The sequence below is a fragment of the Thioalkalivibrio sulfidiphilus genome (genome assembly GCF_000377945.1).
In the GTDB taxonomy this organism is placed as follows: Bacteria; Pseudomonadota; Gammaproteobacteria; order Ectothiorhodospirales; family Ectothiorhodospiraceae; genus Thioalkalivibrio_A; species Thioalkalivibrio_A sulfidiphilus_A.
Genome location: NZ_KB898941.1, coordinates 46,958 through 60,234, shown reverse-complemented (window position 1 = coordinate 60,234; position 13,277 = coordinate 46,958). Strand labels below are relative to the sequence as shown.

The window sequence follows — 13,277 nt, the reverse complement described above, 5'->3', positions numbered from 1 at the left end:
CGGAAGACGGCGCCGGCGTAGCCGACACTACGTCAAGCCGGCTGAAGTGAGCACGCCCCGTCACAGCGAGCAGATCGGCGGCCGCAGTAGAAGGGTGGTGAGATATGCGGGCTAGGCGCGGGTGCAAAGGTAGGAAAATTCACTTAACCGGCGTAGACTTGCGCCTTCGTTCGAATCGGCGCGCACTGTAGTTGATCGCGACGTGAGGGCGAGATCAGGGAAGAACGGGGAAGGCAAAGAAAGGAAATGGTGCCGAGGAGAGGACTTGAACCTCCACGGGGTTACCCCCACTAGCACCTGAAGCTAGCGCGTCTACCAATTCCGCCACCTCGGCATTGAGTCAGGATGAACCTGCGCTTCAGGAAGCGCGCAATTTAACGTCACCCGGGGTTGATGTCAACGTCCCCGTGACACAGCCCTTACATCTCTCCGAGACCAGAAGTACTCAATGACCAAAAAACACAAGAAGACCCCTCAAGATCCCCAGTTTGAACGCGAGGCCGCCAAGTACGAGCGGCCCATCCCCAGCCGAGAATTGATCCTCGAGGTCATCCACGAAGCGGATGGCCCGGTCCCCTTCGAACCCCTTGCCCAGCGCCTCGGCCTCACCGAAGACGTGGACCTGGAGGCGCTCACCCGCCGCCTGCGAGCCATGGAGCGCGACGGCCAGCTGGTGTGCAACCGGGTCGGCGCCTACCTGCCCGTGAACCAGGAAGACCTGGTGCGCGGCCGGGTGATCGGCCATCCCGACGGCTTCGGCTTCCTGGTGCCCGACGAGGGCGGCGACGACCTGTTCCTGTCCCCGCGCCAGATGAAGAGCCTACTGCACGGCGACCGGGCCGTGGCTCGGGTCGTTGGCGTGGACCGCCGTGGCCGGCGCGAGGGCGCCATCATCGAGGTGCTGGAGCGCAACACCGAGCAGGTGGTGGGCCGCCTGTTCTCCGAGGGCGGCATCGGCTTCGTCACCCCGGACAATAAGCGCATCACCCAGGACATCCTGATTCCGCCCGAGGCCATGGGCGGGGCGCGGGAAGGCCAGATCGTCATCGCCGCCATCCGCGAGCAACCCACCAAGCGCACCCGCCCCATCGGCGAGATCGTCGAGGTGCTGGGCGAACACATGGCGCCGGGCATGGAGATCGACGTGGCCATCCGCGCCCACGGTCTGCCCTTCCAGTGGCCCGAGGAGGTCATCGAGGCCGCCGACAAGCTGGGCGCGCGGGTCTCGCCTGCCGCCAAGAAGGGCCGCCTGGACCTGCGCGACATGCCGCTGGTGACCATCGACGGCGAGGACTCCCGGGACTTCGACGACGCGGTCTACTGCGAACCCCTGGAGAAGGGCGGCTGGCGCCTCTGGGTGGCCATCGCCGACGTCTCCCACTACGTAACGCCGGGCGATCCCCTCGACAAGGAAGCGCGTCACCGGGCCACCTCCGTGTACTTCCCGGAGCGGGTCATCCCCATGCTGCCGGAGGTGCTCTCCAACGGCCTGTGCTCGCTCAATCCCGACGTGGACCGGCTGTGCCTGGTGTGCGAGATGCAGATCACCAGCCGCGGGCGCATCAAGGACTACACCTTCCACGAGGGCCTGATGCGCTCCCACGCCCGGCTCACCTACACCAAGGTGGCCGGTATCGTGCTGGATCGCGACGCGGAACTGCACCGTGAATACGCCAGGCTGGTGCCCCACCTAGAGGAGCTGCACGCCCTCTACAAGGTGCTGCGCAAGGCCCGGGACAAGCGCGGCGCCATCGACTTCGAGACCACCGAGACGAAGATCATCTTCGGCGCGGACCGCAAGATCGAGCGGATCGTGCCCTACGAGCGCAACGACGCCCACAAGATCATCGAGGAGTGCATGATCGCCGCCAACGTGGCGGCGGCCAAGTACCTCAAGAAGCACAAGATCCCGGCCCTGTACCGGGTGCATCCCGGCCCCAAGCCGGAGAAGGTGGAGGCCCTGCGCGCCTTCCTGGGCGAGCTGGGCCTGAGCCTGGGCGGCGGCGAGGAGCCCCAGCCCAAGGACTACACCCTGCTGCTGGAGCAGGTGCGCGAGCGCCCCGACGCCCACCTGATCCAGACGGTGCTGCTGCGCTCGCTGAAGCAGGCGGTGTACAGTCCCGAGGACGTGGGCCACTTCGGTCTCGCCCACGACGACTACGCCCACTACACCTCGCCCATCCGCCGCTATCCGGACCTGCTGGTGCACCGGGCCATCCGCCATGTGCTGCGCGGCGGCAAGGCCACGGACTTCCACTACAGCCACGACGAGATGGTGGTCCTGGGCGAGCACTGCTCCATGGCCGAGCGCCGCGCCGACGAGGCCTCCTGGGACGTGGAGGGCTGGCTCAAGTGCGAGTTCATGCAGGACAAGGTGGGTGAGACCTTCGACGGCGTCATCACCTCGGTCACCTCCTTCGGCCTGTTCGTGGAACTCAAGGACATCTACGTGGAAGGCCTGGTGCACGTCACCAGCCTGTCCAACGACTTCTACCACTTCGACCCCGTGGGTCACCGCATGATCGGCGAGCGCGGCGGCAGGGTCTACCGCATGGGCGACCCCATCCGGGTGCAGGTGGCGCGGGTCAACCTGGACGAGCGCAAGATCGACTTCGTGCCCGCCGAGGACCAGGCGGTCGTCGAGGCCCCCGAGGGCGGGCGGCGCGGACGCCGTCGCGGCGGCAAGGCAGCCGAGACAGCACCGGCAGCCGAAGAGGCTGGCGAAAAGAAAAAGGCCAAGCGACGCAAGCGCAAGGGCAAGTCCGCCCCGGCGGCCGAGCCCGCCCCGGTCGTGGAAGAGGCCGACGCCAAGCCGGCCAAGAAGAAGCGCCGATCCCGCAAGAAGGCGGGCGCCAAGCCCGAGCCCGCCGCCCCCGCAGCCCCTTCCGGTGAGGGCGAGCCGGCGAAGAAACGCCGCCGGCGTCGCAGCGGTCGCCGTTCCAGTCGCTGAGGTCCGCCATGAGCGAACCCCAGTTCCTGTTCGGCCTGCACGCGGTGCTGGCCGCCCTCACGCGCAAGCCGACCCCGGTGACCACCCTGTGGGTGGACGCCGGGCGCAAGGACGCGCGCATGCGCGAGATCCTGGACGCCGCCCGCAAGGCCGGGGTGAGCGTGGAGCGGGTGGACGCCCAGGCCCTGGAGCGCCTGTGTCCCGGCGCGCGCCACCAGGGCGTGGTGGCCGAGCGCATCCAGGAGGCAGGACCGGAGATCACCGAGGCTGACCTGCCTGACCTGGTGGGCCGGGTGGCCAGCCCCCTGCTGCTGGTGCTGGACGGTGTCACCGACCCCCATAACCTGGGTGCCTGCCTGCGCACCGCCGATGCCGCCGGGGTCGATGCCGTGATCGTCCCCCGGGACCGGGCGGCGGGCCTCACCCCCGTGGCCCGCAAGGTGGCGAGCGGCGCCGCCGAGGTCGTCCCCTTCGTGCAGGTCACCAACCTGGCCCGCACCCTGGACCAGCTCAAGCAGGCCGGCGTCTGGATCATCGGCACCAGCGGCGACGCCCCCCAGACCCTCTACCAGGCGGACCTCAAGGGTCCCATCGCCATCGTCATGGGCGCCGAAGGGCAGGGCATGCGCCGTCTGACCCGGTCGCGCTGCGACCTGCTGGTGAATATCCCGATGCAGGGCTCGGTGTCGAGCCTGAACGTGTCGGTGGCTACGGGGGTGTGTTTGTTTGAGGTGGTGCGGCAGCGGTTGAGCTAGATTCAACGGTATGCCGCAGAGGCGCGGAGAAACAAAATCGACTGCATGTGACTCCCCTCTCCCTGTTTCAAGTCAGCAGACTTGATTCTCTCCTTCTGGGTTACTGTGCCAAGCCCTGTTGTACAAGGACTTGGCTTGAATCGAAAGCTTGCTCGTTTCGCGTACCCTGTGCTACAAACTTGGTTCAAGGATACATCACAGGGACAGGGGCATGGTTGCTCGATCACGAATGCCGGATTGGCATGTCAGTTGGCGCGTAATTCTTGGCGCTGTCTTTTGGTCACTCATCGCGGTTGCCTCATTCGTTTTTCCCGCGAAGGGAAGCGAGGTGTCGGTGGCGTGGCTGTTGGATCAACAGCATGATGACGGTCGCTTGGCCGCGTCCGACGATGAGGTCCTCCCGTATCGCTCCACTGCCGAGGCCCTGCGCGCGCTGCATGTACTCGGGCAGGGGGCCGGGCCCGTGTTGGATGATGGGTTGGCCTACCTGGATGCGGCAAGTGAACAGGATTCCCTGCCGTATCTGTCTCGTTTAGTGATCCCCCTGCGACTGGCGGAGCAGCCCGTGGCGGGCGTGATCGACGCGTTGCTCTCATTCCAGAACCGAGACGGCGGTTTTTCCGCGCGACCGGGCGAACAGAGCAGTGTGCTGGACACGGTTGACGCGCTGGAGGCCTTGGCAGTTGCCGGATTCAGTGATGCGTCCGTGATTCGACCGGCGGTGGGCTATCTGCTGCAGCAACAGCTTGCCAGCGGCGCCTACTCTGCTACCCCGACAAGTCCCCCGTCCGCATATCTCACTGCTCGATCGCTGTCGGTGCTGCAACCCCACCGTTTCGACTACAACCTTTCCGCGCCGTTGCAGCGTGCAGCGGATTTTCTCTGGAACAACTGGGAGCAGGGGCTTTGGGGGGAAACCTGGGAAAGTGCTCAGGTCCTTTTGGCCCTGATGCCTGTCACTACGGACGCGTCCAGGTACGATGCTGCGCTGAGTCAGTTGCTGGCAAGGCAGGGTACGAACGGATCCTGGGACGCCAGTGTGTTTGCCACGGCCTTGGCCTTGCGCGCAGTCGAGGCACGACGCAGCGTAACAACTCCGCCGGGACCTGGATTGGCGGCAATCGGTGGCCGTGTTCTTGATGACTCCACGGGAGTACCGCTCAATGGGGCCATGGTCACCGTCGCGGGTGAAGATGGTTCGAGCATCACCCTTTCCACCGGAACAGACGGACGATTCACCCTCGCGGACCTGGAGCCGCAAGGGTACACCGTGAGTTACGTTGCCGCCGGATACACGGAGTACGTCCAGTCGTTTTCCCTGCAGGCCGGTCAGTTCCTGGATCTGGGAAATGTGCGCCTTCCCACGGTGCCTCAAACTGCGTTAATTGCCGGGCGCGTGAGCGACGCTGACACCGGTTTGCCCGTGACAGCAACCATAGAATTCAGTGGTGATGCCGATGTGTCGGTCACCACGGGCATGGATGGTCGTTACGCGGTAATGGTGTCGCCGGGTGTGGTTCAGATTCTGGTGGTTGCCCCGGGATACCATGGAGTCAATGCAACCGCGACGGTGCAGGCGGGGCAGCGGGTGGACTTCTCCCCTGCGTTGTATCTGGATGATGGACAGATGCCCGATGGGCCGGTCTCGATTACCGGGACCATCTTGGACGCGGATACCGGTCTTGCCGTAGAGGGTGTATCGGTCACGCTCCAGGATGGAACGGCAGCGGCTGCCACCGATGGTGCGGGCGTATTCGTCCTCGGTGATCTGGAAGCCGGGGAAATCGTGCTGCATGTTTCCCGGGAAGGTTACCAATCCGTTGCCGTTAATCTGGTTGCCGTTCCCGGATCCCAGGTGAATATCGGAACCTTGCACCTGATGCCGCTCCCGGATCCTACCACCACTCTGCACGGGCGCGTCTATGACGTTGAGACGGATCAAGCGGTTGCCGGAGCGACTGTGACGGTGGGTGGCTTGTCCTCTTCGACCGATGAGAACGGGCAATACCAGATTACGGGCATAGAATCGCTGGCGTTTGAGGTGTCCGCGAGCGCGGTTGGCTATCTCTCGGGGTCCAGTGGTTTCGTCCTACAGCAACATGGCGTCGTTCGTCTGGATATCCCGCTGCAGAAGGCCGCTACGGATGGCATAAGAATTGTGCGCGTGGTCAAGGATCGTGTGGCTTATGAGGCCTTCGATGAGGTGATGCTCTCGGCGGAGGTCGAGAACGAAGGGGATGAGAGTCAGCGGGTGGTGATGGCGGCGACCGTGCTGGGGGTCGATAACGACTTGCGTGAGGACTTCGTGATCCCGCTCCCCGGTGGCCCGCGTGACGCGCGATTCGACATCGATCCGGGCGAATTGGTGACCCGTGAATTCACCTGGTCACCCAGAAACTGGCCGCCCGGGGATTACCGCATGATTGTTCAGGTCCTCACGGAACACCGGGACGTGCTCTTGTCCGAAGAGCTGGTGCTCATCCGCGTTGTGGAGACCAGCCGTTTACGCTCACTGGGTATCCACACCATTCCGACCCAGACGGTCAGGGGTGAGGAGGTGGAGATCGAGTTCCTGGCGAGTCTGGAGAATCTCTCGAACGTGGACTCCGAGCTGGCCTTTGACTTTGCCTTGATTGACCCGGATGGGAACGTGGTACATCAGGGTGACGCGCACATTGAGGTCATGGCGGCCGCATCCTCCAGTCTTGTCTCCTTGGGTACGATCACCCAGGCGTTTGACGAGGCCGGCACTTACCCGATTCAGGTCGTGAACATACTGGGTATGACCGTGAGCTCGGTGCGTGCCGGCGAACTCATCGTGTCACCGAACATCCGGATAGAGGGTCATCTTGGAGCGGAACCGGATAGCATCACTCCGGGCGAAAGCAAGGGTATACGCATAAGGCTGCGCATAGAAGGCTTGGAGGACTCCCCATGACACGATCCGTATGGATGCGCATCGCGTTGCTGGCCTTGCTCGCGTGTCTCTCGACCGCTGTTCCGGGCGCCGGATTCGAGAACGGGATCCCAAGCGGATGGACTTGCGAGGGGAACTGCGGCACTTCCCCGGAGGACGGGGTGGTCACCCTGTCGCCCACGGGGGCGGCCCAGTACGGCTGGGTGGCAACGACCGGGAGCAGCTTTCGTGGTGCAACCTTGCCTGGAATCGGTGGCACCAACGGCTCTCGGCTGCGTTCACCCCTGTTTTCCGCCCAGTCCGGAGAGGAACTGGTCTTTCACTTCAATTATGTGACTTCCGATGGTGCGGGGTTTGCCGATTACGCATGGGCGAGGGTTCTGGATGAGTCCATGGAACAGGTCGCACTTTTGTTCACTGCGCGCACCCGCTCGACGGGCAGCATCGTGCCCGGTTTTGGTATGCCGGAGGTGGAGGCGCAGCTCACGCCGGAGAGCGTGGAGATCATCCGAGGCGGGCCAAGATGGAGTCCGCTTGGGGGTGATTCGGGTCGCTGCTGGAGTGGCGGGTGTGGCTATACCGGCTGGGTTCATTCCAGTTACGTGTTTCCGGAGGAGGGCAATTACGTACTGGAGTTTGGAGTGGTCAACTGGTCGGATACCGCGTTTCAATCCGGCCTGGCGTTCGACGGTGTAATGATCGGAGGTCAACCCATCGGTGGTGACCCGGATTATCGGAATGTCACAGTCCTAGCCACGCTTTCGCGTGACGGCATCGAGCTGGATCCTGACTCTTTTGCTGTCGAACCCGAGCGGGTGGAAACCATTGCGGACCGCATCGAGATCGAATGGTTCTTCGAAACGTTCACCATAGGGCGCCTTGAGGATCTCGATTTCGACGTCACCGTCATGGATCCACAGCCTGGCGAACATCGGCCGATTGTGGACCAGGTGGTGATTACCTACACGGATCTCACGGGTCGTGAACATACCCGCCTCCTGGGCCCGCAAGGCGTTGACGTCCTGCCTTCCGGTTTTGACATCGTATTGTCCACGGACCATAGCAGCTACCTCCCTGGCGAGGTGGTGAATGTTTTCGTCGATATCACGAACCTTGACGCCGTGGACGCGACGGCTACCGCAACTCTTGAAGTTCGAGATGCTGCCGGCAACGTAGTGGCGGTGCTGCCGGGTATCGATGCCCTGGATGTGGCTGCCGGCACGCTCGTTTCCGTGACGCCGCGCCTGATCGATACCTCGGGCCTGTATGCCGGTGATTACGAGGTCGTGCTCAGGTTGATTGAAGAAGACGGTGCATCCAATCACGAAGTGGTCTCAGTGTTTAGAATCGATGTGCCGGAGGACACCGGGATCGGCGCCTCGGTGAATACGGATCAGGCGGTCTACGAGCCTCTGGAAACTGTGGTAATTACCGCCCGCTTCCGTAATACCGCACCGAACCTGCAGTTGGAGGGCCATACAGCGAGCCTGGATGTGCTGGATGTTGGCGGCAGTCGGATCTGGAGTGACGAACTGGCATTACGCACGCTGATGCCGGGCAGCCAACAGGACGTGGTCCGGTCCATGCCACTGGGACCCGCGCCTGCCGGCGACTATCAGGTCGTTCTCACGGTTCGTGATGCGGACGGGGTGACCCGTGCTGTCACCGGTACCGAGTTCGAGGTGTTGTCTACCAGTGAAACAGGTGCAGGTCTTTCCGGAAGCGTGTCGGTTGCGCCCGATCCTGTATTGCGCAGCGAGACGCTGTACCTGGAGGCACAGCTGAGTAATCACGGCAATGATGCCGTGGCGGATCTTCCGGTGACGCTCACGTTGCTGGATCCCGAGAACGAGCAGGAATTGGCGAGCTGGTCGGAGACCTTGGACCTGCCCCGTGACGGGGTCGCCAGCCTGACCGGCTCCTGGTTCGTGCTCGAACCCGTGGGTACTGTGCTGATGGCCGTATTGAGTGCCGAGATCCAGGGAGAGGTCCGGGTCCTTGGTCATGCCGCCGTTCGTGTGGAGGAGAAATTCGTATCCGCACCGATGTTGGGTGAGCGGGGACGTCTTCTGGTCCTGATGGACATACCACGCAGGGATCAGTGTGAAGGCGTGAGCGGAATGCAGTGGGATCTGATGCCGCCCGGCGGGTTGATGCAGGGTGACACCGTGCAGGTGAGCCTCTTCGACGGGTCAGGGTTTCTGCACGACATGGAGACCGTCCGTGTCGGAGACGGGTTACCAGTCGACCAGAATGCCGGACAAATGGCCAATCTCAGTATCGACGCCCTCACGGTGAACGGCATTCGACTGCTGGTAGAGGCCACCGAGGGCGGTGAGGCGCTTGCAGACCGCCTGCGATTGCTGGCCACCGTTCAGCAGGACGACGGAACCGTTAGCGAGTACGACTCCGGTCTTGTCCCGGCGGCGTGTGGCGATTACCCCGAGGTGGGGGCCGCGTTGGGTGCGTTCACCTTTGCAGGCGCACTCACGTGGTCAGCCGACGGAGTTGCCGAGCAACGCGATTATCTGACGTCCCTGCTCCGAGATGCAGGCTGGTTACACACCATCGTGACCGACCGTGAAGCCTTCGCGAGAGAGCTGAGGAGTGGCGGCTACAGCGTTTACTTGTTGCTTTCGTCCAATGTCGCTCTCAATCCGCAGGTGGAGCGCGAGCTTCGCGAAGCGATCTACGGGGGCGCAGGCGTCGTCATGGCCGGTGGCCGGGATCATCGTAACCAGCAGATGATGATGGACGGCGGGTCTCTGGACGTATTTGGAGTCCAGATCGTGGGCATGTTGCCTGAAGTGACCGGTATCGAGCCGGTCCCAGGCGCGCCGATCTCTGTGCCGGAGGCTGCCCTCCCGGTCAGTGAGCGGTCCCTGGCGCTTCGGCTCGCGGGTGCCGTGCCGATTGCCGAGTACAGGGTGAGTCGCGGACGGCCACGGGATCACACGGCCATGGCAGTGCATCAGTTCGGTTCCGGCAGGACTGTGATGGCGGGATTTGATCTCCTGGCACAGGCCTACGCGCAAGGCGCCGAGGGCGTCTTTGCCCGGCTATTGCTTGATGCCCTGGAGTACGTCCAGCCGGTACCGGGCTTGCATCGCGCCGGGATGGCCGTTCCGGTCCACTGGCGGATCCTCAACCGGGGTGACCTGGCATCCATTCGCCTGAGCCTAGAGACGGCCGACGGGGTACTTCTGGATCCTGGGGTGGGCGTTCTGCTTGATCCGTACACCGTGATGTTCGACCTTGAGATTGCAGCCGGCGAGGAACTGGAGCGGGTGTTCTGGTGGTTGCTGCCGGACGACGTCGAGGATGCCTGGATCAGCGCAACCATCGAGGTGCGCGAGGGGGTGGCACGGGTGGACTACCGCACCAGTCGGTACCGGTTCCAGGTTTCGCCGCCGCCATCGTTCGATGAGGTGCGGGCCGGGCTTCTCGGGCGCTTGGAGTTTCACGCGGATTACGGACGAGTCCTTGAGAAGTTGGACCAGGCCTACGCTTTCCATGAGCGTGGTGATCCGGAAAAGGCCGTGTTCCACCTCTTGAAGGCAGCGGACCGGCTTGCGCGGATTCACGAGCCGGAGGCGCGACAGTTGCGGGAGGCTCTCTCCTGGCTGATTCACGGGATCTCCGGTGAGATCTGATTTCCGAACGGAATGAAACGCTAATTTCGAGGGATCGACTCCCATGCGCACCACAGCAGGTTTTCCATTGATCTTCCGGCACGCCCTGTTCTGTCGAACGGTGGCGACGATGGTGATCGTTGCATTCACCATGCTGATCACCCAGCCGTTGGCCGCGGCGTTACATACCGAGTCCCACAGGCATCAGGAAGAGCGTGTCAGGGCACCGACCCAGGGGGAGCTCCTGGCGGCCTCGCTGCGTCAGGCCCGAGAGGTGTTGCGCGCCGCTGAACGGGGTGTCGGCCAAGGCCGGGCTATTGCCGCGGAACGCCGGGCGCTCGCCGACCTGCGCCGCCAGATCGCCGCCCTGGACCGGGACATTCTGCGCGAGTTTGATGAGATCGAGGCGCGTCTGCAGGCGCGTGGTGTTCCCGGCGAGATCGTCGCCCGGCATCACGAAACGGTGGCCGCCTACCAGGAGGAGATGAGGTCCCTGCTTGAGGACCTCACCGGCATCGAAACCATCGAAGCGGAAAGCGAACTGCGCGACCGCATCGAACGTGCCGAGCGGCGTCTCTCAGCCCGGCAGATGGAGCGTTCCCAACATCCCTTCGACCCGGAGCAACTGCCCCATCGTCCACAGCGGCCCAACCCTGACAACATACCGCGGGAAGACCGGGACGGCTTCCTGGGGGCGGGGCTCCTGGATAACCCGCTGGCACAATGGGCGGGCCTGGAAGGCTACACCTACGATCTGCTCCCCGGCGCCGATGATCCGGCCTACCTGGATGAAACCATCGAGATCCGGCTCAGTCCGGCGATCCGGGCAAAGGCCGAGGAATTGAATTACCATCCGGTGGAGATCTACCACTGGGTGCGCAACAACGTCGAATGGCTACCCACCTGGGGCGCTGTGCAGGACAGCGATCTGACGCTGTCGGCGCGACGGGGCAACGCCATGGACATCGCCGGCTTGCTCGTGGCCCTGTTACGTGCCTCGAACGTGCCCGCCCGCTATGTCCACGGCACCATCGAGGTGCCCGAGGACCGTTTCCGCAACTGGGCGGGTGGTTTCCAGAACATCGAGGAGGCCATGGACTATGCCGCCTCCGGTGGCATCCCCTTGACAGGGCTCATCCAGGGCGGCCGTGTGACCCATGTGCGCATGGAGCATGTCTGGGTCGAGGCGGCCATCGACTTCCTGCCTTCGCGGGGCGCGGTGATGCGCAGCGCCGACACCTGGCTGGCCCTGGATGCGAGCTTCAAGCAATACGAATTCCTGGAAGGACTGGACGTGGCGGCCATCGCCGGGATCGACGCCCAAGCCCTGACCGACAGCTTTTTACAAAGCGGTGCCGTCAACGAATCCGAGGGTTGGGTCCAGGGGCTCGATCCAACCCTGCTTGAGTCGGCGCAGGAAGATGCCCGTCAGGCCCTGGAGGCGTACATCGAACAGATGCACGAACCCACCGTGGGCGAGGTTATCGGCGGGCGCAAAGTCATTGTGCGGGAGGAGCCGATCCTGCCGAGCGGACTGCCCTATCCACGGGCTGTTGAAGGCGTGCGCTACGCGGCCCTGCCCCAGGTGCTGCAGCCGCGCATCAGCTTCGGCCTCGGAGCCGACATCCTGGGCGATCCCCTGGCCCAGACCAGCTTCCCCTGGGCCCAGGTCAACAATGCGCGCATCACCCTCTCGTTCCGCCCCGCGACCCAGGCCGATGAAGACGCCCTTATTGCGCTGCTGCCGGAGGGCGAGATCACCGACATCAGCCAGCTGCCCTCCAGCATCCCGGCCTATCTCATCCAGGTGGTGCCCGAGCTCAAGGTGGAAGGGGAAACGGTGCTCACCGGACCCCGCATGCGCCTGGGCGAGGAGTTGGCATTCCGCTACAGCGTCCGGGACCCGGTGCACGGCACCCGCCACTACCCCAACAAGGTGGTGGCCGGCTCCTACCTGGCGGTGGGCGTGATCGGCGGCAGCGTGGCGGTGGGCAGCCTGGAAGAGGTACAGGCGCGCCTGGAACAGACCCGGGACATCCTCGAATCCGAGAATGAGGCACTGCTTGGGGGCCTGACCAGAGAAGACCTGCTGGGGGACATGTTCCACGCGGGGCTGCTGGGCTACTTCGCCCAGTACCAGGCCCTGGGCCATCTGTCCGCCCTGACGCAGCAGAGCCACTTCCAGCTGGCCACCTCGGTGGGGACCTACGGCTATGTGCCCAATGTCACCTATTTCTTCGGTATTCCGAGAAGCATCACCCCCGGCGGCGTGGAGATGGACCTGGACCGGGTGGCGCACGTCTCAAGCGTTGATGGGCAGGGCCATGAGACCTGGAAGCACTTCAACTTCCAGCTCGGTGCCTTGAGTTCCGCCCTGGAGCACGCCGTGCCGGAGCAGATGTTCGTGACGCCCGAGAACCCCGGCGAGGCGGTCTCGGCGGTCAAGGCGCTGCAGAAGGCCGCGCAACAGGGCCAGAGGATCTATCATATTACCCGGGCCAACCAGGCCGAGGCCCTGCCGCACATCCGTCAGAACAGCCTGACCATGAACGAGATCCGCGCTGCATTGGCGGTGGGCAAGGAAGTGATCGTGCACACCGACCCGATCAGCGTGCCGGGGTGGAGCGGGGCGGGGTATGTTATTTTCGACCCGCAGACAGGGGCGGGGGCTTGGAAGATTGGGGGTGGGGGGAATGGGGGGTTTCTTGATGGTGGTTTCCTCGTCGCCTTTGGCATTACTGCTCTGGGCCTCATAATAGGCGCACTCTTGATACTTGGTGGTGCACTTTGGTTGGGGTTGCTGCTGCTTGCTTGGGAACTTATAAACTCTGCCATGTGGATCAACGCGATTAACGCTTCGGATAGTTTTGATGATTTTAACCGGGCCAACTTCGCTCAAGCCATACTGGGAGGCCTTGGCATACTGCCATTTGCTGTGCCAGTGGCAGTCATCGTGCAATGGTTTGGAATCATATTTTCATGGATACTCGTAAACTCTTTCTAGTCGGAATAGATTTGTTCGC

General features: G+C 63.5%; 5 protein-coding genes and 1 tRNA gene. 5 read left to right on the top strand and 1 reads right to left on the bottom strand.

What is annotated here, in order from left to right; translation table 11 throughout:
• Positions 1–247: 247 nt before the first annotated feature.
• Positions 248–334, bottom strand: a tRNA-Leu gene (locus tag D580_RS0109840).
• 114 nt (positions 335–448) lie between these two features.
• Here D580_RS0109840 and rnr point away from each other — a divergent pair.
• From rnr to D580_RS0109815, 5 genes are all read left to right on the top strand, one after another.
• Positions 449–2,950 carry a ribonuclease R gene (gene rnr, locus D580_RS0109835; RefSeq protein WP_018954220.1) on the top strand — a complete coding sequence of 834 codons (2,502 nt, stop codon included), beginning with the start codon at positions 449–451 and terminating at the stop codon, positions 2,948–2,950.
• An 8-nt stretch (positions 2,951–2,958) separates the two neighbouring features.
• Positions 2,959–3,705, top strand: a complete 747-nt coding sequence (gene rlmB / locus D580_RS0109830) for a 23S rRNA (guanosine(2251)-2'-O)-methyltransferase RlmB (RefSeq protein ID WP_018954219.1) — start codon at positions 2,959–2,961, stop codon at positions 3,703–3,705.
• Positions 3,706–3,916: 211 nt separating this feature from the next.
• Positions 3,917–6,643 (top strand): carboxypeptidase regulatory-like domain-containing protein, encoded by a 2,727-nt coding sequence (locus D580_RS0109825; protein WP_231363534.1) that lies wholly within the window; start codon positions 3,917–3,919, stop codon positions 6,641–6,643.
• A complete protein-coding gene (locus D580_RS0109820) occupies positions 6,640–10,275 on the top strand; it encodes an NF038132 family protein (RefSeq protein WP_231363533.1) in 3,636 nt (1,211 codons plus the stop codon). Before D580_RS0109825 ends, D580_RS0109820 begins: the two co-directional genes overlap by 4 nt.
• A 43-nt stretch (positions 10,276–10,318) precedes the next feature.
• A complete protein-coding gene (locus D580_RS0109815) occupies positions 10,319–13,258 on the top strand; it encodes a transglutaminase-like domain-containing protein (protein ID WP_231363532.1) in 2,940 nt (979 codons plus the stop codon).
• The last annotated feature ends 19 nt before the right edge of the window (positions 13,259–13,277 follow it).